Source organism: uncultured Maribacter sp. (assembly GCF_947496775.1).
Classification (GTDB): Bacteria; Bacteroidota; Bacteroidia; order Flavobacteriales; family Flavobacteriaceae; genus Maribacter_B.
On the sequence record NZ_CANMDU010000002.1, the window covers coordinates 223,482 to 246,444 of the forward strand.

The 22,963-nt window shown below is 32.8% G+C and carries 21 protein-coding genes; 15 read left to right on the forward strand and 6 right to left on the reverse strand.

Going from position 1 to position 22,963, the window contains the following annotated elements; translation table 11 throughout:
* The first annotated feature begins 79 nt into the window (after positions 1 to 79).
* The 8 genes from Q0856_RS05555 (at position 80) to Q0856_RS05590 (ending at position 8,988) form a co-directional block, all read left to right on the forward strand.
* Positions 80 to 919: a S1-like domain-containing RNA-binding protein gene (locus Q0856_RS05555; RefSeq protein WP_298476342.1), complete on the forward strand. Its 840-nt coding sequence runs from the start codon at positions 80 to 82 to the stop codon at positions 917 to 919.
* 171 nt (positions 920 to 1,090) lie between these two features.
* Positions 1,091 to 1,699 carry an SPOR domain-containing protein gene (locus tag Q0856_RS05560; protein ID WP_298476340.1) on the forward strand — a complete coding sequence of 203 codons (609 nt, stop codon included), beginning with the start codon at positions 1,091 to 1,093 and terminating at the stop codon, positions 1,697 to 1,699.
* A 2-nt stretch (positions 1,700 to 1,701) separates the two neighbouring features.
* Complete coding sequence (gene menA / locus Q0856_RS05565; protein WP_298503336.1) at positions 1,702 to 2,610, forward strand: 1,4-dihydroxy-2-naphthoate octaprenyltransferase; 909 nt, start codon at positions 1,702 to 1,704, stop codon at positions 2,608 to 2,610.
* A 32-nt stretch (positions 2,611 to 2,642) separates the two neighbouring features.
* Positions 2,643 to 3,398 carry a response regulator gene (locus Q0856_RS05570; protein WP_298503338.1) on the forward strand — a complete coding sequence of 252 codons (756 nt, stop codon included), beginning with the start codon at positions 2,643 to 2,645 and terminating at the stop codon, positions 3,396 to 3,398.
* A gap of 302 nt (positions 3,399 to 3,700) precedes the next feature.
* Positions 3,701 to 5,668, forward strand: a complete 1,968-nt coding sequence (locus Q0856_RS05575) for a sensor histidine kinase (protein ID WP_298503340.1) — start codon at positions 3,701 to 3,703, stop codon at positions 5,666 to 5,668.
* Between the two features lie 263 nt (positions 5,669 to 5,931).
* Positions 5,932 to 6,984, forward strand: a complete 1,053-nt coding sequence (locus Q0856_RS05580) for an o-succinylbenzoate synthase (RefSeq protein WP_298503342.1) — start codon at positions 5,932 to 5,934, stop codon at positions 6,982 to 6,984.
* Positions 6,975 to 7,937 (forward strand): CPBP family intramembrane glutamic endopeptidase, encoded by a 963-nt coding sequence (locus Q0856_RS05585; protein ID WP_298503344.1) that lies wholly within the window; start codon positions 6,975 to 6,977, stop codon positions 7,935 to 7,937. Before Q0856_RS05580 ends, Q0856_RS05585 begins: the two co-directional genes overlap by 10 nt.
* On the forward strand, positions 7,924 to 8,988 hold the full coding sequence (locus tag Q0856_RS05590; protein ID WP_298503346.1) for an AMP-binding protein: 1,065 nt from the start codon (positions 7,924 to 7,926) through the stop codon (positions 8,986 to 8,988). The genes Q0856_RS05585 and Q0856_RS05590 overlap by 14 nt, the downstream gene beginning before the upstream one ends.
* Here the strand turns inward: Q0856_RS05590 and Q0856_RS05595 are convergent.
* Entirely contained in the window at positions 8,977 to 10,605 is a 1,629-nt protein-coding gene (locus tag Q0856_RS05595) for a carboxyl transferase domain-containing protein (RefSeq protein WP_298503349.1), read from the reverse strand. The genes Q0856_RS05590 and Q0856_RS05595 overlap by 12 nt on opposite strands.
* An 85-nt stretch (positions 10,606 to 10,690) precedes the next feature.
* Between Q0856_RS05595 and Q0856_RS05600 the strand changes: the two genes are divergently transcribed.
* The 4 genes from Q0856_RS05600 to Q0856_RS05615 all read left to right on the forward strand — a co-directional run bounded on the left by Q0856_RS05600 (position 10,691) and on the right by Q0856_RS05615 (position 14,881).
* Positions 10,691 to 11,665 carry a Gfo/Idh/MocA family oxidoreductase gene (locus tag Q0856_RS05600; RefSeq protein WP_298476313.1) on the forward strand — a complete coding sequence of 325 codons (975 nt, stop codon included), beginning with the start codon at positions 10,691 to 10,693 and terminating at the stop codon, positions 11,663 to 11,665.
* A gap of 75 nt (positions 11,666 to 11,740) precedes the next feature.
* Positions 11,741 to 11,923 (forward strand): CAL67264 family membrane protein, encoded by a 183-nt coding sequence (locus Q0856_RS05605; protein WP_291868584.1) that lies wholly within the window; start codon positions 11,741 to 11,743, stop codon positions 11,921 to 11,923.
* A gap of 36 nt (positions 11,924 to 11,959) precedes the next feature.
* Positions 11,960 to 13,651: an energy-dependent translational throttle protein EttA gene (gene ettA, locus Q0856_RS05610; protein ID WP_298503351.1), complete on the forward strand. Its 1,692-nt coding sequence runs from the start codon at positions 11,960 to 11,962 to the stop codon at positions 13,649 to 13,651.
* Positions 13,652 to 13,993: 342 nt separating this feature from the next.
* On the forward strand, positions 13,994 to 14,881 hold the full coding sequence (locus Q0856_RS05615; protein WP_298476305.1) for a hypothetical protein: 888 nt from the start codon (positions 13,994 to 13,996) through the stop codon (positions 14,879 to 14,881).
* A 77-nt stretch (positions 14,882 to 14,958) separates the two neighbouring features.
* Here Q0856_RS05615 and fumC read toward each other — a convergent pair whose 3' ends face one another.
* Positions 14,959 to 16,356 (reverse strand): class II fumarate hydratase, encoded by a 1,398-nt coding sequence (fumC, locus tag Q0856_RS05620; RefSeq protein WP_298476302.1) that lies wholly within the window; start codon positions 16,354 to 16,356, stop codon positions 14,959 to 14,961.
* A gap of 300 nt (positions 16,357 to 16,656) precedes the next feature.
* Between fumC and Q0856_RS05625 the strand changes: the two genes are divergently transcribed.
* Positions 16,657 to 16,833 carry a hypothetical protein gene (locus Q0856_RS05625; RefSeq protein WP_298476299.1) on the forward strand — a complete coding sequence of 59 codons (177 nt, stop codon included), beginning with the start codon at positions 16,657 to 16,659 and terminating at the stop codon, positions 16,831 to 16,833.
* 57 nt (positions 16,834 to 16,890) lie between these two features.
* Here the strand turns inward: Q0856_RS05625 and Q0856_RS05630 are convergent, their stop codons facing one another.
* From Q0856_RS05630 to prfB, 3 genes are all read right to left on the reverse strand, one after another.
* Positions 16,891 to 17,406, reverse strand: coding sequence for a hypothetical protein (locus Q0856_RS05630; protein ID WP_298476294.1), 516 nt, complete (start codon positions 17,404 to 17,406; stop codon positions 16,891 to 16,893).
* A gap of 103 nt (positions 17,407 to 17,509) precedes the next feature.
* Complete coding sequence (arsC, locus tag Q0856_RS05635) at positions 17,510 to 17,854, reverse strand: arsenate reductase (glutaredoxin) (RefSeq protein ID WP_298476291.1); 345 nt, start codon at positions 17,852 to 17,854, stop codon at positions 17,510 to 17,512.
* A 9-nt stretch (positions 17,855 to 17,863) separates the two neighbouring features.
* A protein-coding gene (prfB, locus tag Q0856_RS05640) for a peptide chain release factor 2 (protein WP_298476287.1) occupies positions 17,864 to 18,959 on the reverse strand; the annotation gives its coding sequence in 2 pieces (ribosomal slippage) (positions 17,864 to 18,895 and positions 18,897 to 18,959; 1,095 coding nt in all).
* Between the two features lie 86 nt (positions 18,960 to 19,045).
* Between prfB and Q0856_RS05645 the strand changes: the two genes are divergently transcribed.
* Entirely contained in the window at positions 19,046 to 21,442 is a 2,397-nt protein-coding gene (locus Q0856_RS05645; protein ID WP_298503352.1) for a zinc-dependent metalloprotease, read from the forward strand.
* 26 nt (positions 21,443 to 21,468) lie between these two features.
* Positions 21,469 to 22,494: a GntG family PLP-dependent aldolase gene (locus Q0856_RS05650; RefSeq protein WP_298503354.1), complete on the forward strand. Its 1,026-nt coding sequence runs from the start codon at positions 21,469 to 21,471 to the stop codon at positions 22,492 to 22,494.
* Here Q0856_RS05650 and Q0856_RS05655 read toward each other — a convergent pair.
* Complete coding sequence (locus Q0856_RS05655; RefSeq protein ID WP_298476278.1) at positions 22,486 to 22,851, reverse strand: YegP family protein; 366 nt, start codon at positions 22,849 to 22,851, stop codon at positions 22,486 to 22,488. The two genes, Q0856_RS05650 and Q0856_RS05655, sit on opposite strands and share 9 nt — an antisense overlap.
* Positions 22,852 to 22,963: the final 112 nt, after the last annotated feature.

Consider the following 22,963-nt stretch of genomic DNA (forward strand, 5'->3'; position numbering starts at 1 on the left):
TTCTATTGAAATACGGATGGGGGAATAATATTAACGAAAGCTAGTAGAAGTTTCTTTTTTTTAAATGTAATTTTGCTTTATGATAGAGCTTGGAAAATTAAATAGTTTGGAAATATTAAGAACAACGAGTGTTGGTCTTTTTTTAGGAGATGAGGAAGGGAATGATGTTCTTTTACCAAATAAGTACGTGCCAGAATCTTACGAAATAGGAGGAAAGATATCTGTGTTTTGCTATCTAGATTATGAAGAGAGGCCTATTGCTACAACTTTGGAGCCTTATATCATGGCAAATGAGTTTCAATTATTACAAGTGGTTGAGGTAAACGAGTTTGGGGCTTTTATGCAATGGGGTTTAGAGAAACACTTACTCGTTCCATTTAGAGAGCAGCGAGAGAAAATGCAAGAAGGGCAATGGTATGTTGTTCATTGTTATTTGGACGAGCGTTCTAATCGTTTGGTAGGGTCTAATAAAATTGATCGTTTTTTAAGTAATGACAATATAGATTTACGAGTATGGGATAAGGTGCAATTAGTAGTTACACGGCAAACAGATTTAGGTTGGGAGGTAATAGTAAATAATAAGCATAAAGGTTTAGTTTATTCTAATGAGGTGTTTAAAAAAATATCTATAGGAGATACTATGCCTGGCTGTATTAAAACAATTAGAAAAGATAACAAATTAGATATTTCTTTACAGCCGTTAGGTGCTAGAGTTCTAGAACCAGCAGCAAATAAGATATTCGAAATTTTAGAACAAAAAGGGGGGTATATTCCTTTGCATGATAAATCGGATCCAGAAGAAATAAAGGTTATGTTTCAGATGAGTAAAAAGACCTTTAAAAAAGGTATAGGAACTCTTTATAAAGAAAGAAAAATTACAATAGAATCTGATGGAATTCATGCTAAGTCTAAAAATTAAATAAGGCTAATTACTGTGTTGGTAATCAGTTAGATATGTTTGTTTTTTTGGAAATGAAAAAAATCAACTAGGGTTAATTTGTTTTTTTGCAGTAATTCTTTTAAAAAAGTTATAGAGATTCAGCTATTTTGTGTAAATTTAACGCGTTGAGACCCCTAAATTTAACACTGCATGCCATTTATAGAAGAAAGTGATTTACTAGAGTTACATAAAGACATAGATAAGGCTCAAATAATTAATGAGCGTTTATTAGATCAAATAAAATTTAAGAATAAAGAATTAAAAAAAAGTAAAATACAACGTAATGTATTTGCAGGTGTTACTGCTCTTTTTTTAATAGGAACTTTAGCGGTAACTTCTTTTACAGCAGGTTTAAGTAGTTCTAATTCTTTTGACAAACAAAATAACAGCAATAATTTATTAGTATCCATAGATAGTTTAGATGCTATTAAGAGTAGGATTGATAATTTAAAAATTCAGAACGAAGAATTGAGCTTGGTAAAAGAGTTTTATTTAGCGAAGGAGTTTTTGGAAAAAGAAAAAATATATTCTGTTCAAGTTAAATCCTTTGTGGAGAACAATGTTACCTTGGCTTCAGAAGCTCTTACAAATACCTTGTTTGTAAAAACAAACCCGTATTACTCTTATTCTCTAGGTAATTTCCAGACATTAAGCGAGGCTCAGAAATTTAGAAAACAGCTAGTGGATTTAGGTTTTCAAGATGCTTTCGTAGCATCTTATAAAGAAGGTAAACGTTTAAAAATAGAATCTCCTAATTAGTTTTGAGTAAATTAAAAATCTGGTTAAATGCCGCCAGGTTAAGAACCTTACCTTTGTCTATATCTGGTATTATTGTTGGTACTGGTTTGGCTAATTTTTATGGGTATAAGGATTCTATTATATTCCTATTATCTCTGTTTACCACTGTAGGTTTTCAAATTACATCTAATTTTGCCAATGATTACGGAGATGGAGTAAAGGGGACTGACAATGAAGAAAGAATAGGTCCTAAACGAGTTTTACAAAGCGGCTTGCTTACCAGAAATGAGTTAAAAAAAGGGATTTATATTTCCATTTTTATTAATATAGTTCTAGTATTAAGTTTGGTTTTTTACGCCTTTGGAGTAGAAAATTGGCATTTTATTCTTCTGTTTTTATTTTTAGGAGGACTAAGCATTTGGGCGGCAATAAAATATACAGTTGGGCAATCGGCATATGGTTATAGAGGTTTGGGCGATATTTTTGTATTTCTCTTTTTTGGGCTTTTAAGTGTTTTAGGAACACTTTTTTTGTATGCTAAATTTGTAACTCTTCAATCCGTTTTACCGGCAATATCCATTGGAGCTTTGAGTACAGGGGTTCTTAATTTAAATAACTTGCGCGATTGTATTTCGGATAAAAAAGCTTCTAAAAACACAGTAGTTGTTAAATTAGGGTATCAGAAAGGTAAAATATACCATTACTTACTTTTGTTTATTGCTATGCTTGGGATGAGCGTTTTTGCAATTTTAAATTACATAGAATTATGGAGTTTTTTACCTTTAATTGCTTTTTTGCCTTTAGCAATACATTTTAAAAATGTTGTTGTGGCTAAAGAGCCCATATCTTTGGATCCGGAGTTGAAGAAATTGGCATTGACTACCTTTTTAATGGCAATACTCTTTTATATTTGTTACAATTATTTTTTGTAATTTTGAATACTAACCACTAAAATAAAATAACCTTGGAACAACCAATTAAAATACTGATAGTAGAGGATAATGTCATAATTGCAGATGATATGCAATCTATGTTAGAAGAAATTGGTTACGAGATTGTTGATAATGTAATTGTTTATGAACAAGCGGTAGAAGTTCTTAAAACGCAACAGGTAGATTTAGTTTTAATAGATATAATATTAGCTTCTGATAAAACAGGAATTGACCTAGGAAAGCATATTCGTGATAATTATGATATTCCGTTTATTTTTGTAACTTCTAACTCGGACAGAGCCACTGTTGAAAATGCAAAAACAGTGAAACCTAATGGAGATTTAGTAAAGCCGTTTGAACAACAAGATTTGTATACATCTATAGAAATAGCTCTTTCTAATTTCACGTATGGAGCGGGAGGAAAAACATCTGAAAATGCAGATGCGTCGGACGATTCTCCAATGTCAAATTCTATACTTAAAGATTCTATATTTGTTAAAAAACAACATTTATATTATCGTATTCAATTTGGAGATATCCAATTCATAAAGGCGGATAATGTATATTTAGAAGTAAATACAGTGGATAAAAAGTTTTTAGTACGTTCTCCGTTAAAGGATTATTTAGAAAAACTACCTAAAAACAAATTTTACAGAGCCCATAAGTCATATATAGTGAATGTAGACCACATAGATGCTATTAACTCTAAGGATATAATGATTAACAATAATTTGATTCCAATTTCCAAAGATTTTAAAGAGTTTATAATATCAGCAATGAATTCATAAAAAAGGAATAATGTATATAAGAAAAGGATGCTTTTGGTATCCTTTTTTTGTTTTTGCATATCTGTAACACTCCGTAAAATGCATATTTCATCGATGAAATGCATTGTTTTTAATGTTTTATTCTTTTCACAACAAAATAGAGTACTTACACAACAATATTTCCTAATTTATAATGAGATGGAATATTTTTGAATTATGTAAAAAAACACTAGAATAACCATTATTTCTTTAGGTTATTTATTGTTTAAATTGATTAAAAAAAGAAATAGTAGAATGTTTGAAATTGTTGCTTTATAACTAATATGAAAAATTTACGGAAACAATTTGTCTATACCATTTTTCTGGGTCTTTTTACAATTACTTTTTCTCTAGCACAAGATGCGCTTCCTGAAAAGGAAAATTTATTTAAAAAATTTAAAAGCTTAGAAAATGCTGATGTAAGATTCGGTTTCTTTTTTAATACTCCCAACCGTTATATTCAAAACTCGGCTTATGATTGGTTAGATTCTGTCAATTTATATATTAACGAATCTGAACATAGTGGCGATACTCTTGCAATAAATAAGTATGCAATTGTGCAATCCCAAATACATTACGATTTAGGAGACTACGATAAGAGTTTAGCTATAGCCAAAGAACTTTATGAAAAAAAGGAGAGTCTTGAAGAAAAATCTAATTCTTTAGTTCTTAATTTATTAGATAAAAATTACTCTAGGCTAGAGTTGTACGCAAAGCAAATAGAAATTAGGAAAGAAAAGAAAGAGCTAGGAATAACAGAAAATGTGGCTTTTTATGATATTTATTCCAATTTAGGATTACATAGAAAAGCTATGGATGACTATTTTAAGGAAGAAAAAAAGTTCATTGCCGAGGATGATTTTTACGGACAAGCAGTATTTTATAATAATGTTGGTACTTATCTAAGACTAGATAAATCTACGCCAACCGCTCTAAGTACCTATAAAAAGGCCAAGGGTTTTGTAGATGTATTTTTAAATGATGTTACTAAGGTAAAAACAGAGAAGCAATTAACCGAAGCGAACCATTTAAAAGGTATTATTGAAGGTAACATAGGAAAATGTTATGTCCTTTTAAAGCAATACGAAGATGCCTTGCCTTATCTGGAAAAAAGTGTGCAAACCATTCAGGAATTTAATAAAGGTAAGTTCTCATCAGCTGAAGTAGAAAATACATTAGAAATGGCTGAATGTCATATGCAATTGGGAGACTTAGAGAAAACTACGGATATTCTTAGTAATACTACCATTCCTATTAAAATTGAAAATATTCTTAAAAAAAATAAGCTGTTTGCTTCTTACTATAATAAGACGGGAGACTACAAGAACTCTGCTTCATACTTAAGTAGGGTTATTAGAATGAAAGATTCAATTAGTATAAATCAATCTTCTCTTAAAAAACAGCAATTAGCAGCTGTTGTTGGCCAAGATTTAGAATATTCTAAAAAGATGATGGAGCAACAAAAACAAGCTTTAGAAGATTCTAGAAATGAAATGATAGCGAAAGATGCTCGTATTAGTATAGTTTATGTTTCTCTTGTTTTCTTATTACTTGGTTTTGCTGGTTTGGTGTATGCCTATTTAAGAATTATAAAAAGCCAAAGACTTATTGTAGAGCAAAAACATATTATAGAAAAAGCATTGGTAGAAAAAGATTCTCACCTAAAAGAGATTCATCATAGGGTTAAAAATAATCTGCAAATGGTATCTAGTTTGCTAAGTTTGCAAACCAAGAATACAAGAAGCAAAGCTGCAATAGCCGCTTTAGAAGAGGGGAAGAGTAGGGTTAAAGCTATGGCTTTAATACATCAAAAATTGTATCAGAATGAAGATCTTTCGGTTATCGAAATGCAGGGGTATATTGAAAGTTTAATTAATAGTGTGCAGTCTGTATATAAAAAAGGTGGTCATAATATTAATATTACCATAGATGCAGAAGGTGTGGAATTAGATATTGATAGAGCAATACCTTTTGGGTTAATGTTAAATGAGTTAGTTTCTAATTCTTTTAAATACGCCTTTCCGGATGATGGTACTGACGGTAAAATTTACATACATCTTAGAAAAAATCACGGTCAAGAAGGTTTTTTTGAATATACCGACAATGGAATAGGCTTGCCTGAAGATACAGAAGAAAGAGCAGAAGCTTCTATGGGTATTCGTTTAATGAATCGTTTGGCGAATCAGTTGCAAACAAGTCTAAATACAGATAGAACTACGGAAGGAGTTCGTTTTTGGTTTAATTTTAAGTAACTTTTTAAAGACCATAGTTTTTACTCGATAATCGAGATTTAAATGCTCCGACGCTTGCGTAGAAATCAATGCTAGTTATTCTTCTAATGCCTCGTGGGCTTGCCCCGAAGTTGTTTACTAATTTAAAAACAAACTGCGCTTTTATTTTTAAAAATAAAAGCGCAGTTTGTTTTTTGTGCTTGCATTACAATTTTAATTCTTCTCTATTATTTAGGATTTTTTATTTAGAGGATATAAAATATTACTAAATTCGAAGACTGTATATGAGAGCAATAGTAAAGCAATATCATTTAAACTTTAAACGCCCAAGTGGAACTTCTAGGGGAATTTTAACAACCAAAGAAACTTGGTTTATTATTTTAGAAGAGGCCGGTAAGAAGGGAATAGGAGAATGTGGTATTTTTAGAGGGCTTAGTGTAGATGATGTGCCTGAATATGAGGAGAAATTAAATTGGGTAGTGTCTAATATTCATATAGGATTAGAAAAATTACTTAGTACTCTAGAGGCTTTTCCAAGTATTCAATTTGGGCTAGAACAGGCTTTTTTATCTTTAAATTCAGAAGACAGTTTTTTATTATATCCGTCTAATTTTACAAGAAAAGAGGCTTCTATTGATATAAATGGCCTAATTTGGATGGGAGACGAGAATTTTATGTTGGAGCAAATTGAAGAAAAATTAAAACGAGGTTTCCGATGTATAAAACTTAAAATTGGAGCTATAGATTTTAAAACAGAGCTCTCTCTCTTAGCGGCAATAAGAAGAAAATATACGAAAGAACAAATAGAATTGCGAGTAGATGCAAATGGAGCATTCTCCAAAGATATAGCTTTAGAAAAATTGAAAAAACTAGCAGTTTATGATATTCACTCTATCGAGCAGCCTATAAAACAAGGGAATGTAGAAGCCATGCAGGAATTATGTAAAAATACACCTTTGCCCATTGCGTTGGATGAGGAGTTAATTGGAGTGTCTGCTGTAACAGAAAAGGAAAAATTACTACAAATAATAAAACCTCAATACATTATATTAAAACCAAGTTTAGTAGGGGGGTATAAGGGAAGCGAAGAATGGATTTCTTTAGCAGAAAAGTATAATGTTGGCTGGTGGGTAACAAGTGCATTAGAAAGTAATGTTGGTTTAAATGCAATTGCACAATGGACCTATACATTGGGTAATAAAATACCTCAAGGATTAGGTACAGGAGCCTTATTTACTAATAATTTTATTAGCCCCTTAGAGGTTAAAGAAGGGAGATTATTATATGGTAATAGAACTAATTGGAAAGAAAATTTAATTAAAGATTTATGTATATAGAACAGGGTTATAAAGCTAAGGAAGATTTTTGGAGATATATAGTTGGTCTTGTAATTATTTTTGTCGGATGGCAGATTATAGGCATGATTCCATTAATGATTGCTTTAGTATCCAAATCAGAAAGTTTAATTACTATGCCGAAGGATATTGGTGGCATGAGTTCTCTTTTGGGTTCTAATCTTTTTCTCTTTTTTATGCTTTTGTCTTTTGCATTTGGTTTGGTTGCCACTTTTTTTTCAGCATCTGTATTACATCAGCAAAAAATAATAGCACTAACAACTTCTAGGAATAAAATAGATTGGAAAAGAGTAAGTTTCTCTTTTTTGCTTTGGGGGATTATTTCAGCAGTTTTATTGGGTATAGATGTATTTCTATCTCCGGAAAATTATGTACTTAATTTTAAGTTAGAACCATTTCTTATTTTGGCAATAGTGGCAATTTTGTTTATACCTATTCAAACTAGTTTCGAAGAATATTTTTTAAGGGGCTATTTAATGCAGGGGATAGGAATTTTGGCAAAAAACAGATGGGTTCCGTTAGTAATTACTTCTTTGATTTTTGGCCTGCTGCATATAGCAAATCCGGAGGTTGAAAAATTGGGGTACGGTATCATGGTGTTTTATATAGGAACAGGGTTTTTTCTAGGAATTTTAACTTTAATGGATGAGGGGTTGGAACTTGCTTTGGGGTTTCATGCGGCTAATAACTTAATAACTGCTTTATTGGTTACCGCAGATTGGACAGCTTTCCAAACAGATTCTATCTATAGAGACATTTCTGATCCTGAGTTGGGTTTAGATGTGTTTATTCCTATTTTTGTGATTTTCCCAATTTTACTTTATATCTTTTCTAAAAGGTATAATTGGATTAATTGGAAAGAAAAATTGACAGGTTCAATACAGTCTAAAGAAGATTTTTTAGAGGAAAATATTTCAGAAATTGGATTGGAATAACATACATTCGGATTTTCAACTAAATGGAGTGGTTGTTTCTAAAAAAGGAATAACTGAATTATCGTGTTATTTAATAAAAGAAGGAGTAACTTTTGAAAAAGAAATAGGAGAATTTCTGCAACAATGGATCAATGCAACTGAAACTGTCGTAGTGCAAACATCGGGTTCTACAGGAGTTCCTAAATCTATAGAACTGCAGAAAAAACATATGGTTAATTCTGCTAGAGCTACTGGGGCTTTCTTTCATCTAAAACCTAAAGATTCGGCATTGCTATGCATGTCGGTAAGTTACATTGCAGGTAAAATGATGTTAGTTAGGGCAATGGTTTTAGGATTGCATTTAACTGCTATTTCAGCAAAATCTAATCCTTTAGAAGGAATATCTAGAGCTTTTGATTTCTCGGCTATGGTTCCTATGCAGCTACAGAATTCTTTAGATAAAATTAAAAGTATAAAAACAGTTATTATTGGTGGAGCACCAATGTCTTTAACGTTAATAGAGAAAATAAAAGACATAAAAACCAGAGTTTTTGAAACTTATGGAATGACCGAGACCATTACGCATATTGCTTTAAAAAAAATAAGCAAGAATTCGGAGAATACATTTATAGCTCTTCCTGAAGTAATATTATCTAAAGACAATAGAGGGTGTTTAGTAATTAATGCACCGCAAATATCAAATATACCAGTGGTTACTAATGATTTAGTAGAGCTACTTTCAGAAACAGAGTTTACTTGGCTAGGTAGGTACGATTCTATTATAAATTCTGGAGGTGTAAAGTTAATACCAGAGCAAATAGAAGAAAAACTATCGAGCATTATAAAAAATCGCTTTTTTGTAGCGGGGATTCCTGATGAAATTTTAGGTCAAAAATTGGTACTTCTTATCGAAGGAGAAATAGATACGCTAGAAGTTGTTGGTAAAATAAAACAATTGCCCAATATTGGAAAATACCAAATACCCAAGGAGGCACATTCTGTACCTTGTTTTGTATATACCCCAAACGGAAAAATAAATAGGAAGGCTACTTTGGAGAGTCTAAACCTGTAAAACCCCTAAATTAAAGGGCTTTTCAATAGGAGCATGGTTTGCTGCTTCTATTCCCATGGATATCCATTTTCTAGTATCTAGAGGGTCAATAATAGCATCAGTCCAAAGTCTAGCTGCTGCATAATAAGGGGATACTTGATTGTCATACCTTTGCTTAATTTGTGAAAACAATTCTGCTTCTTTTTCTGGAGTTATTGTTTCTCCTTTCTTTTTTAGAGAAGCTTTTTCAATTTGTAAAAGCACTTTAGCAGCAGAGTTACCACTCATTACTGCAAGTTCTGCACTAGGCCAAGCTGCAATTAACCTGGGATCATATGCTTTTCCGCACATAGCATAATTACCGGCGCCATAACTATTTCCTATTACAATGGTAAATTTTGGAACCACAGAGTTACTAACAGCATTTACCATTTTTGCACCGTCTTTTATAATTCCGCCGTGTTCACTTTTGCTACCAACCATAAAACCAGTAACATCTTGAAGAAAAACAAGAGGAATTTTCTTTTGGTTACAATTAGCAATAAATCGAGTAGCTTTATCCGCAGAATCGGAATAAATTACACCTCCGAATTGCATTTCCCCTTTAGTAGTTTTTACTACTTTTCTTTGGTTGGCAACAATACCTACCGCCCACCCATCTATTCTGGCGTAACCTGTTAAAATGGTTTTACCATAGCCTTCTTTGTATTGGTCAAAGTCAGAATTATCTACTATTCTTTTTATAATTTCCAACATATCGTATTGTTCATGCCTAAGAGCAGGTAGTAGACCGTATATATCCTCTGGGTTCTCTTTTGGTTTAAGAGCTTTATCGCGATTATATCCGGCTTTTTCAAATTCTCCGATTTTCCCCATGATTCCTTTTATGGTATCTAAGGCAGAAGAATCATTTTTTTCTTTATAATCGGTAACGCCACTAATTTCGCAATGGGTTGAAGCGCCTCCTAAAGTTTCATTATCAATTTGTTCTCCAATTGCGGCTTTAACAAGGTAGCTTCCAGCAAGGAATATACTTCCAGTTTTATCTACAATAAGTGCTTCATCGCTCATAATAGGTAAATATGCTCCACCAGCGACACAACTTCCCATAACAGCAGATATTTGGGTAATTCCCATGCTGCTCATTTTTGCATTATTTCTAAATATGCGTCCAAAGTGTTCTTTATCAGGAAAAATCTCATCTTGTAATGGTAAATAAACCCCAGCACTATCTACTAAATATATAATGGGTAATCTGTTTTCCATCGCAATTTCTTGTGCTCTTAAATTCTTTTTAGCGGTAATAGGAAACCATGCGCCAGCTTTAACAGTGGCATCGTTAGCTACCACAAGGCATTGTTTTCCAGAAACGTACCCCATTTTAATAATGACACCTCCTGACGGGCAACCACCATGATCTTTATACATGCCATCTCCTACTACGGCCCCAATTTCTATACTGTTTTTTTTGTCATCTAATAAATAGTCAATACGTTCTCTTGCAGTCATTTTTCCTAGAGAATGTTGTTTTTCTATTCTAGATTTACCTCCACCCAATTTTATTTGAGCTAGTTTTTTTCTTAATTCTGATAAAAGTAATTTATTGTGGTCTTCGTTTTTGTTGAAGCTTAAATCCATTCCTGTTTTTTCTTTAATAGTCTGGATAAAGATAAGGAGTAAAATTGATTACATTTGATAAAATTGAAAAATCAAAAAGAGAATTATGATAAAATGGGGGATTCTTGGACCAGGAAATATTGCTAAAAAGTTTGCTTCTGATTTACGTTTAGTGCCTAATGCACTGCTGTCCGCAGTTGCTTCTAGAGATTTAGATAAAGCAGAAAATTTTGCTAGAGAGTATAGTGCAGAGAGGGCTTATGGAAGTTATCAAGAACTTTTTGATGATAAAGAAGTTCAGGTGATTTATATCGCAACACCTCACAATAAACATGTGGATTTAAGTGTAAAAGCAATGAATCATGGTAAGCATGTTTTGTGCGAAAAACCATTAGGAGTTAATGCAAAGGAGGTAAAGGCTATGGTGGCAGCGTCTAAAAAGAATAACGTTTTTTTAATGGAGGGTTTGTGGAGTAGATTTAATCCGGCTATTAAAAAAGTTAAACAGCTTGTGGACAATGGGGAGATAGGGAAACTTAGTTATTTGTATGCAAATTTTGCTTTTTATGGCACAGAAAGAGAAAAAGATAGCCGGTTATTAAATCCGGATTTGGCAGGAGGTTCTTTGTTAGATATAGGTATTTATCCTGTTTTTCTTGCTTATTTGTTTTTGGGGAAGCCACAATCAATTTTGGCAACCTCTAATTTTTATGAAACGGGAGTGGAGGTGCAAACGTCAATGATATTTAAATATGAAAATGCGCAGGCAATGTTATATTCCGGATTAACTTCTAATTCTCAAACTATTGCTGAGTTTTCCGGTTCTGTTGGGTCTATTGTAATTCCGGAAAGGTGGCATGCGGCTCAAGGCTATACAATGCAAATAGAGGAAAATTTAGAAACAGTTTCTTTGCCTACAAAAGGAATTGGTTTTTCTCATGAAATAGAAGAAGTGCAACATTGTATTATAGATAACAAGATGGAAAGTAATTTATGGACACATGTAAATAGTATTGAACTTGCGGAATTATTAGATTCTATTCGTGCAAAAATTGGTGTTGTTTTTCCTTTTGAAGAATAAAGTAAGCGTTTCGCATATAAATGTTGGAATTTTTACGATATTTGGAATTACCAAAAAACTAAACCAAAAAATACTATGGGAATGAATAAAAATACCGTACTGGCGTGGGCAACGTTTATTATGATATTCGTGGGGGTGGCTTTAATAGCACTAGGCGCTTTTAAATATAGAGAAGTGTCTGGTATAGGTTTTGCCTCAGTAGGAATCGGTTTTTTTGCCATTGCTTGGGTTTTTAACGCCCTAAAAGGTAGAGTATAATACAAATTTCACACTTTTTCATATTAAAAACATACTATGTCCGACGATAAGAAAGTAATCTTCTCTATGTCTGGGGTTACCAAGACATTTAAAACAGCAAATACACCAGTTTTAAAAAACATACACTTAAGCTTTTTTTACGGAGCAAAAATTGGAATTTTGGGACTTAATGGTTCTGGAAAATCTACCTTGTTAAAAATAATAGCGGGAGTAGATAAAAATTTCCAAGGAGATGTTGTTTTTTCTCCTGGGTATAAAGTAGGCTACTTGGAGCAAGAGCCTAAGTTAGATGAGGAAAAAACAGTGCTAGAAATAGTAAAAGAAGGAGCTGCTGAGACAGTAGCAATATTAGAAGAATACAATAGTATTAATGACCAGTTTGGGTTAGAAGAAGTATATTCTGATGCAGATAAAATGGAAAAGTTAATGGCTCGGCAAGCTGTTTTACAAGACCAAATAGATGCTTCTAATGCATGGGAATTAGATACAAAGTTAGAAATTGCAATGGATGCCTTACGCACACCAGAGCCAGATAAAAAAATAAGTGTACTTTCTGGAGGAGAAAGAAGGCGCGTTGCATTGTGTAGGTTACTTCTTCAGGAACCAGAAATTTTATTGTTAGATGAGCCTACGAACCATTTAGATGCAGAATCGGTACATTGGTTAGAGCACCACTTGGCACAATATAAAGGTACTGTTATAGCAGTTACGCATGATAGATATTTCTTAGACAATGTTGCTGGTTGGATTTTAGAATTGGATAGAGGGGAAGGTATTCCGTGGAAAGGGAATTATTCTTCTTGGTTAGATCAAAAATCTAAACGTTTAGCTCAAGAAAGTAAAACGGCATCTAAAAGACAAAAAACATTAGAGCGAGAGTTAGAGTGGGTTCGTCAAGGAGCTAAAGGTAGGCAAACGAAACAGAAAGCACGTCTTAAGAATTATGACAAGTTAATGAGTCAAGACCAAAAACAACTAGATGAAAAATTAGAAATTTACATTCCTAATGGTCCTAGGTTAGGTACCAATGTTATAGAGGCCACGGGAGTAAGTAAAGCTTATGACGATAAATTACTTTATGAGGATTTAAAATTTAATTTGCCGCAAGCGGGTATTGTTGGTATTATTGGTCCAAATGGAGCTGGTAAAACTACTATTTTTAGGATGATAATGGGGGAGGAAACTCCTGACAAAGGAGAATTTGTGGTTGGAGAAACAGCTAAAATTGCCTATGTAGATCAAAGTCATTCTAATATTGATCCTGAAAAAACTATTTGGCAAAATTTTAGTGATGAGCAAGAGTTGATTATGATGGGAGGAAGGCAAGTAAATTCTAGAGCCTATCTAAGTCGATTTAATTTCTCTGGTAGTGAACAAAACAAGAAGGTAAGTATGCTTTCTGGTGGAGAACGTAACCGTTTGCATTTGGCGATGACATTAAAAGAGGAGGGTAATGTTTTGCTTTTAGATGAGCCTACCAACGATTTGGATGTGAATACATTAAGGGCATTAGAAGAAGGTTTGGAAAATTTTGCAGGATGTGCAGTAGTTATTTCTCACGACCGTTGGTTCTTAGATCGTATCTGTACTCATATTTTAGCTTTTGAAGGGGATTCGCAAGTATATTTCTTTGAAGGTTCTTTCTCTGATTATGAAGAAAATAAAAAAGCCCGTTTGGGAGGAGATTTAATGCCTAAACGAATTAAGTATAAGAAACTAATTCGATAATTAGTTTCTTTCTTATTAAAATAAAAAAAGCCTCTAACGGACAAGTTAGAGGCTTTTTTAGTTTTAATCGGGATATTATTTTCTTACCTATTAAAAGAATGTAATTGTTTAGCGATAGTTTTAAATGTGAAAGTTTTTGTGTGTTTTACTTTTATAGAAGTTGTGGTGATAAAGGCGGAATTAATCTAATTTAGGATAAAAGAAAATAAGTGTGAAATAATAAGAACGATAAATAGAATTATTTCTTACCTTCAAAAATCTAAATCGCGCTTTGCTGCGTATATAAGAGAACAAACAACCAATTTTATAAAAGTTAAACAAGATTAATTAATTTTTTACATTATGAGTGAATCGAAAAATAACAATGGTTTAAAAGTTCTAGCAGGACTTTTAGGGGTAATTTTATTAGGTGTTATAATCTATACTGTTAGTCTTTATCAAGAAAAGAAAAAGACAGAAACTGTTCTTACCAAAGAGAAAGAATTAGTAGTAGAAGATTTAAACAGCTTAAAATCTGAATACGACAAAGCAATTTTGGAAAGTAATGCAACTAATGAAGAATTAGTTTCTGCAAGAGATAACATTGCAAAATATATTGATTCTGTTAAAGCTATGAAAGGAGATATTGCGTCTTTATCTAGATATAGAAGACAAGTTAGAGTATTAAAGGCAGAAAGAGAGCAGTTATTAAAACAAGTAGATTCTCTTACCAAATCTAATACACTTATCGCAATGCAAAGAGATAGTACGTATGTAGAATTGGAAAAACAAACAGTTTTTAATGATTCTTTAGTAGTGCAAAATACACAGTTAGCTGATGTAGTTGAAAAAGGATCTGCCTTAAACTTATCTAAATTCTCTGTAGATGCAGTTAAAGAGCGTAACAGTGGAAAATTAGTATCAACTTCTAGAGCGGGTAGAACAGACAAATTTAAAATCTGTTTTACTGTAGCGGATAATGTTATAGCAGGCGCTGGCGATAGAGAATTCTTTATAGAGGTGTTAGATCCTCAAGGAAATGTTTTAGGAGAAAGTTATTCTAAAACTAATGACTCTGGTGCTTCTGTTACATATAGTAAAGGGACTAGTTTCTATTATGAGAACAAGTCTTTAGATGTTTGTGATTATATAGGTAAGCCTTCTGGAGATTTCCAAAAAGGTAACTATATGGTAAACGTTTATGATGATAAATTAAAATTACTTGGAACTTCTAAGTTCACATTAAAATAGTACACACACTATCCATTAATATAAAAGAGCCAATCATTTTTGATTGGCTCTTTTTTTTACGTATTATTTTGTAATTCTTAGTTAAGACTACCAACCATTTCTTCTGGTTTAACCCAGTCATCGTAATCTTCCGCCGTAACGTAACCTAAGTTAACTGCTTCTTCTTTTAATGTAGTTCCATTTTTGTGGGCAGTATTTGCAATTTCAGCAGCTTTATAATATCCAATTTTAGTATTTAAAGCAGTTACAAGCATTAAAGAGTTGTTTAGTAATTCTTTAATAACGCTATGGTTTGGTTCTATTCCCGCAGCACAATGAATATCAAAACTAATACAAGCATCTCCAATTAATTGGGCAGATTGCAATATATTGGCAGCCATTAGTGGTTTAAAAACATTTAGTTCATAATGTCCTTGTGTTCCTCCTATGGATATGGCTACGTCGTTACCCATTACTTGTGCGCAAACCATGGTAAGTGCTTCGCATTGTGTTGGGTTTACTTTTCCCGGCATAATAGAACTTCCAGGTTCATTAGCAGGGATAATAATTTCTCCAATTCCTGAGCGAGGTCCCGAGGCCATCATTCTTATATCATTAGCTATTTTGTTTAAAGAAACTGCTAATTGTTTTAGGGCACCATGGCTTTCTACAATTGCATCATGAGCAGCAAGTGCTTCAAATTTATTTTCAGCCGTAATGAAAGGAAAACCAGAAAATTCAGCGATATATTTAGCAACTAAAACATCATACCCTTTCGGAGTATTTAACCCTGTTCCTACAGCAGTACCTCCTAAAGCTAATTCACTTAAATGACTTAAAGTATTTTCTAACGCCTTTAATCCATGATCTAGCTGAGATACATAGCCAGAGAACTCTTGTCCTAAGGTTAGGGGGGTAGCATCCATTAAATGGGTTCTACCAATTTTTACTACATTGTTAAATTCTTTTGCTTTTTTAGCGAAAGTGTCTCTTAGTTGGCTTACACCAGGAATAGTAGTTTCTAATATCTTTTTGTAAGCAGCAATGTGCATTCCTGTCGGAAAGGTGTCATTGGAAGATTGAGATTTGTTTACATCGTCATTTGGTTGAATAGTTTTTTCTCCTTCTCCTATTTTTTTTCCTGCAATTTCATGCGCACGGTTTGCAATAACCTCGTTTACATTCATATTGCTTTGCGTACCAGAACCAGTTTGCCAAATAACCAAGGGAAATTGATTATCGTGCATTCCAGTTAAAATTTCATCGCAAACTTTTGCTATTAAGTCTCTTTTTTCAACAGCCAAAACACCTAAATCGTAATTAGCGTAAGCGGCAGCCTTTTTTAAATATGCAAAGCCATAAACAATATCCAACGGCATGGATGCAGATGGACCTATTTTAAAATTATTTCTGGAGCGTTCTGTTTGTGCTCCCCAATATTTATCACTTGGGACCTTAACTTCTCCCATAGTGTCTTTTTCTATTCTAAAGCTCATTGTTAAAAAGATTTTGTTTGTATCAAAGGTAGGGTATTACGTATTTATATCCATCTATTTTATGCTGTAATTACGGCTATTATTGTTATAAAAGTAGCTTTTTAAGCTATAGTTGTTCTGTCATAATTGGACTTAGAATGTGCAATGATTTTGATCATGTTTTTCTTAATTAGTACATGTTTATTATCTAAGTAAAGGCTAAGTTTAAAAATTAAGAAAATCAATTGTCTATTTTTTTTTAATTTGATTTGCAGTTTTAATGTTTTTAAAAGTATCTTTGCATCGTTAATATTATATACCATGTTTGACTTTGACCAATATTTAGGATTTTTATCATTTTTAACCATTTTAACCATAGGGTTTTGGTTAATGATTTTCTTGTTAACTTTTGTAGTGCCTTATTGGTTATTCGGTAATATTAAAGAATTATTAAAAGAAAGACGGGAGGCTAAACGAGCTGCTCGTGGAGAAGCATAATAAAAAAGGGATGAAATTCAAATTTCATCCCTTTTTTATTATTGGTTTTGTTTGTCTCTAATCTTTGGAGTTCTTTTTCTTCTTCTTTTTTTTCTTTTTCTTGTTTTCCTTTTTTGTTTTGGCAATACCTTTCTTTTGCATGGCAACAAAAGCATCGTACTTTTCTATTGGTAGACCAGCTTTAAGTTCTGCATCTTGGTTCTTAGTTATTTTTTCCATCCCAGCTCTCATTTGTTCTGGGCTGAGTTCCAAAATTTGCATTTCTATCCTTTGTTGTAGATATTTCTTTAAAACTGAGCTTAATACGGCGGTTTCAAATTCATTAAGATTTAATGCTTCTGTAATATTTGGCATTTCGTTATCCACTATTTGAGCTGCAGTTTTTGGTTCTTCCTTTTTAGGAGTAGTCTCAACTTGCGGTATAGAATTACGTTGCCTACCATAGCCTCCTCTGCCATAACCTCCGCCACCATAACCATAGCCACCACCTCCATAACCGTATTGTGCTTGTAATTCACCGCCCAATAAAAGTATGGTAGCCAGAGTCAAAAAACATTTTATATTTAATTTCATTGCTTTTAAATTATAAATTTATAGTCTAATAGTTTTCTATTATAACAATTTGATATTCAATAAATGTACCAATAATTTTAGAAATTTATAAAAAAGGATAAAACTACTCCATTAATAATTTTATATTTTCAGGAGGTCTTCCTATAGTAGCTTTATTATCTTTAACCACGATGGGTCTTTCAATTAATTTAGGATAAGTTAGCATAGCTTCAATTATTTCATCATCAGAAAGTGTTTTTCCTTTGAACAATTCTTTCCAGATGGCTTCATTTTTTCGAATTAATTGTATAGGAGTAATTCCCAAACGTGTAATGACTTCTTGTAGTTCTTCTTTAGAAGGTACTTCTTCTAAATATTTAATTACTTTAAATTCTTTTCCGGAATCTTCAAGAATTTGTAATCCTTGTCTAGATTTACTGCATCTTGGGTTATGGTATATTTTTATCATAATTAGTTTTTATTCTTCTTTTTGACCCATCATCATTAGATAGGCTTTTAAAAACTGTCCAATTTCGCCATCCATCACTGCATCTACATTTCCTGTTTCTTTGGCAGTTCTAACATCTTTAACCAATTTGTAAGGATGCATAACATAATTACGAATTTGAGAGCCCCATTCAATTTTCATCTTACTAGATTCTATTTCTTGTCTGGCTTCCATTTTTTTTCGTAATTCAATCTCGTATAATTGCGATTTGAGCATTTTTAATGCTGTAGCTCTATTGTCATGTTGACTTCTAGAGTCGGAACAAGAAATTTGAATACCACTTGGCTTGTGGGTAAGCTGAACTTTGGTTTCTACTTTGTTTACATTTTGTCCGCCAGCTCCACTAGAACGAGCTGTAGTTATTTCAATATCAGCGGGGTTAATAGCAATCTCGATACTGTCATCTACAAGTGGGTATACGTAAACAGAAGCAAAAGATGTATGCCTTTTAGCGTTACTGTCAAAAGGGGAAATACGTACCAAACGATGCACCCCATTTTCACCTTTTAACCAACCAAAAGCAAATTCTCCATCAATTTCTAAAGTAACAGTTTTAATACCAGCTACATCTCCTTCTTGGTAGTTAAGCTCTTTTACTTTGTAACCGTTTTTTTCGCTCCACATCATATACATACGCATGAGCATTGCTGCCCAATCGCAACTTTCCGTACCTCCAGCACCTGCAGTAATTTGAAGAACAGCAGTAAGTTCGTCACCTTCGTCAGAGAGCATATTTTTAAACTCTAAATCCTCAATGGAATCTAAAGTCTTTTTATAATGAGCTTCAACCTCTTCTTCGGAAACATCTCCTTCCTTTAAAAATTCAAGGAGAACCTCAAAATCATTAACTAGATTTTCTGCTGCTGTATAATCGTCTACCCATTTCTTTTTCGATTGGATAAATTTCATATGTTCTTGGGCTTTTTGAGCATTATCCCAAAAATCTGGAGCCAAGGTTTTTTCTTGTTCGTTTTCTATTTCAATAAGTTTGGCATCAACGTCAAAGATACCTCCTTAACGCACCAAGGCGATCAAATAGACCTGTGTAATGGTCTGTAGTTATCATTGTAATTTCATTTTTAGCAAAAATAGAATATAAGTATGGTTGTGCAATCTATTTTCTATAAATTTAGAAAATCAATTACTTGTATTATGAAACAATTTTATGTCTTTGGGCTTATTCTATTTATATCCGTAAATATTAAAGCACAATTTACAGAAAACAGGAAAGAATATAGTAAGTATACTGGGTTATACAGTTTTTTTTATGATGATAAGAAGGATAAGGTTTATTTAGAGGTTTCAGAACTTAATAAGGAGTTTTTATATGTGTATTCTTTAAGTAGTGGTATAGGAAGTAATGATATTGGTTTAGACAGGGGGCAATTAGGAAATGAGCAGGTTGTTTATTTTAAGAAAGCAGGAAATAAATTATTGTTGGTACAGCCAAACCTTAAGTATAGAGCATTAACTAATAACACTTTAGAGAAAAAGTCAGTAGAGCAAGCTTTTGCTACATCTGTACTATATGGTTTTAAAATTGAAGAAGAGAAAAATGGAAAGTATATTATTGATATATCCAATTTCTTAATGCAAGACACGCATGGAGTTTCCAAAAGATTAAAACAACTAAAACAAGGGAATTATAGTTTAGATCTTTCTAAGAGTGCCTTTGATTTAGAAAGAACTAAAGCATTTCCTAAAAATGTAGAGTTTGATGTTCTTTTAACTTTTACAGGAGAAGCACAAGGAAGACACATAAAATCAGTTGCACCAAATAGTAGTAGAATTACGGTAGCGCAACACCATTCTTTTATTGCTTTGCCCGATAATGGATATAAAAAACGTGTTTTCGACCCGCGATGTGGATCTTACCCCTTTTCTTATTATGACTATGCTACTCCAGTACAAGAGTCTATTACAAAGAGGTATGTAACTAGACATAGACTAGAAAAAAAGAATAAGGACGCAGTAATTAGTGAAGCAGTGGAACCTATTGTGTATTACTTGGATAATGGTACGCCAGAGCCCGTTCGTTCTGCTTTGTTAGAAGGAGGAAGATGGTGGAACCAGGCTTTTGAAGCAATAGGGTATAAAAACGCGTTTCAGCTAAAAATACTACCAGATGATGCAGATCCGTTAGATGTTAGATATAATGTTATTCAATGGGTACACCGTTCTACTAGGGGGTGGAGCTATGGCAGTAGTATTACAGATCCGCGAACCGGAGAAATTATAAAAGGGCATGTAAGTTTAGGGAGTTTACGTATTAGACAAGATTTTTTAATAGCTCAAGCATTAATGAATAAGCCTTTTGCAGAAAGAGACGATAATTACCAAACGATGTTAGATTTGGCTATTGCTAGAATCCGCCAGCTTTCAGCCCATGAAATAGGACACACATTAGGTTTTGCTCATAATTTTGCTGCTAGTGCCGTAAATAGAGCATCTGTTATGGATTATCCGCACCCTCAATTTTCTATTAAGGAAAATGAGATAGATTTTTCTAATGCTTATGCATCGGGAATAGGGGAATGGGATAAGGTTACAGTAGCATATTCATATTCCGAATTTTCAAGTAAGAATGAGGAAAAAAAAGGATTAAATGAAATATTAAAAAGAGCTCAAAATCAAGGACTACGTTATATTTCTGACCAAGATGCAAGGCCTGCAGGTGGTGCTCATGCACTTGCTCATTTGTGGGATAATGGCAAAAGCATAACCGATGCGTTGGAGGAAGTGTTAAAAGTAAGAAAACTGGCTATAGAAAATTTTTCGGAAGACAACATAAAAAAGGGTGAGGCCTACGCAGTTTTAGAGGATGTTTTTGCTCCAGTATACTTTTTTCATAGGTATCAAACCGAAGCGGCTACAAAGATAGTTGGAGGTTTGGATTATAATTATACAACAAAAGGAGACGGGCAATTTACGGTAAAAGTCATTCCTGAAAACGAACAAACAAAAGCTTTAAATAGTATCCTTAAAACTTTGGATGCTAGTGTAGTTGCTATTCCTAAAAACAAATTGGCTTTGTTTCCTCCACGCGCCATTGGTTATGGAAAATCTAGAGAATCTTTAATGGGGAGAACTGGAGTCTCGTTTGATGCTCTTTCTGCGGCAGAAACAGTAGCAGATATGACCCTTAGGTTTTTATTACACCCTGAGAGAGCATCTAGATTAATTCAACAAAAAGCCTTAGATAATAATAATTTAGGGTTAAATAAAGTGTTAGTCTCTTTAATTGATAATACTATAAAAAAAACGCATAAAGATATTTATTTTCAGCAAGTACAAAATACTATAAACTATAGGGTTTTATATTATCTAATGCAGCTTGCAAATAATGAAAAAGTGCACGCTCAAGTAAATGCACTAGCTTATTTAAAGTTAAATGAGCTTCAAGGAGTTCTTGCAAGTAAAAGTGATATGAATTCTTTAGAAATGTATAGAAGAATTGTTGATTTTAAAGAGAATCCGAGAAATTTTGCAATAATAAACTCCCCTAAAATTCCTGACGGGTCACCAATAGGAATGAATTGTATGCATTAAATTTAATTATAATAAACAGTACTATTTTGAAGATAAATTTAATAAGCGATACAGTTGCTAAACCATCTAAAGCAATGTTAGAAGCTATGATGCAGGCAGAAGTGGGGGATGATGTGTTTAAGGAAGATCCTACTGTAAATACTTTAGAAAATAAAGTAGCGAATATGTTCGGTAAAGAAGCAGCATTATTTTTTCCAAGTGGAACAATGGCAAATCAAACTGCTATAAAATTACATACCAATCCTGGGGATCAATTAATTTGCGATAAATACTCTCATATCTATAATTATGAAGGAGGTGGCGTTAGTTTTAATAGTGGAGTATGTTGTAAATTGTTAGATGGGGATAGGGGAATGGTAACCGCTGTCCAAGTAGAAGAAGCGATTAATCCTCCAGATTTTTATCATAGTCCATTAACAACATTGGTAAGTATTGAAAATACTGCAAACAAAGGCGGTGGTGCTTGTTGGGAATTTTCGGAATTGGAAAAAATTAAAAACGTATGTAAGACTAATAATTTGAGGTATCATTTGGATGGTGCTCGATTATGGAACGCTCTAGTATCTAAAGGGGAAACGCCAAAGCAATATGGGGCTTGTTTTGATACTATCAGTGTTTGTTTAAGTAAAGGTTTAGGATGTCCTGTAGGATCCGTTTTGGTCGGAAGTAAAGATGCAATGAATAAGGCTTTGCGAATTCGTAAGATTTTTGGAGGAGGTATGCGTCAGTCGGGTTACTTGGCGGCAGCAGGAATTTATGCTTTGGATAACAACATAGAAAGATTAAAAAAGGACCACGATAAAGCAAAGGAAATTGGTAAAATACTATCTACCTTATCTTTTATTAAAAAAGTGGAACCTATTGAAACCAATATTGTAATTTTTGAAATAGATGAAAATTATAAATCTGAAACGGAATTTATAAATCAGCTTTCAAAACATGGGGTATTGTTAATTGGAATGGGGCAAGGTAAATTAAGGATAGTTACGCATTTAGATTATACCAAAGAACAACATGAAGCATTTTTGTCGATTTTGTTAAGTTTAAAGTAAGTCCGCTTCAGATAAAGAGTTAATTCTTCTTTTTAAATTAGAAATACCATTTTCTAAACCCGCTTCAGAAGAATATAATTGACTATGACCTATTAAGGAGCCATGTTCATTTTTGAGATTGTAAAGAAACTTCCCTTCGAAATTTGTCTTTCTTTCGAAAGATAACTCTTTTGAAGGACTAGATTTTAAATATTCTATAGTATTAGAAGCTTCTTTTTTATTAGAAAAAGAAATGCTAGTTAATAAAACTTTTCCATTTTGAGCTTTTAATTTAAAGCGATATTCGTTTTCATTGTCTTTCTTTATAAGTACCATAGTAGAGAGGATTAGTTCTTTTAAAGTTAAATTATTTTTCATAGAAACAAAACATCTGTAACGTTTCAAAATGTTAACTTTTTCTAAATAAAAGATGTATTTTGTCGGGCATTTTATGCGTTTTATCGATTATTATGGTATTTTAGCCCTTAGT

Coding starts and splice junctions, on each gene's coding strand:
- Q0856_RS05555 (WP_298476342.1), top strand. CDS start 80: ATGATAGAGCTTGGAAAATTAAATAGTTTGGAAATATTAAGAACAACG.
- Q0856_RS05560 (WP_298476340.1), top strand. CDS start 1,091: ATGCCATTTATAGAAGAAAGTGATTTACTAGAGTTACATAAAGACATA.
- Q0856_RS05575 (WP_298503340.1), top strand. CDS start 3,701: ATGAAAAATTTACGGAAACAATTTGTCTATACCATTTTTCTGGGTCTT.
- Q0856_RS05580 (WP_298503342.1), top strand. CDS start 5,932: ATGAGAGCAATAGTAAAGCAATATCATTTAAACTTTAAACGCCCAAGT.
- Q0856_RS05585 (WP_298503344.1), top strand. CDS start 6,975: ATGTATATAGAACAGGGTTATAAAGCTAAGGAAGATTTTTGGAGATAT.
- Q0856_RS05595 (WP_298503349.1), bottom strand. CDS start 10,605: ATGGATTTAAGCTTCAACAAAAACGAAGACCACAATAAATTACTTTTA.
- Q0856_RS05600 (WP_298476313.1), top strand. CDS start 10,691: ATGATAAAATGGGGGATTCTTGGACCAGGAAATATTGCTAAAAAGTTT.
- Q0856_RS05605 (WP_291868584.1), top strand. CDS start 11,741: ATGGGAATGAATAAAAATACCGTACTGGCGTGGGCAACGTTTATTATG.
- ettA (WP_298503351.1), top strand. CDS start 11,960: ATGTCCGACGATAAGAAAGTAATCTTCTCTATGTCTGGGGTTACCAAG.
- Q0856_RS05615 (WP_298476305.1), top strand. CDS start 13,994: ATGAGTGAATCGAAAAATAACAATGGTTTAAAAGTTCTAGCAGGACTT.
- fumC (WP_298476302.1), bottom strand. CDS start 16,356: ATGAGCTTTAGAATAGAAAAAGACACTATGGGAGAAGTTAAGGTCCCA.
- Q0856_RS05625 (WP_298476299.1), top strand. CDS start 16,657: ATGTTTGACTTTGACCAATATTTAGGATTTTTATCATTTTTAACCATT.
- Q0856_RS05630 (WP_298476294.1), bottom strand. CDS start 17,406: ATGAAATTAAATATAAAATGTTTTTTGACTCTGGCTACCATACTTTTA.
- arsC (WP_298476291.1), bottom strand. CDS start 17,854: ATGATAAAAATATACCATAACCCAAGATGCAGTAAATCTAGACAAGGA.
- Q0856_RS05645 (WP_298503352.1), top strand. CDS start 19,046: ATGAAACAATTTTATGTCTTTGGGCTTATTCTATTTATATCCGTAAAT.
- Q0856_RS05655 (WP_298476278.1), bottom strand. CDS start 22,851: ATGAAAAATAATTTAACTTTAAAAGAACTAATCCTCTCTACTATGGTA.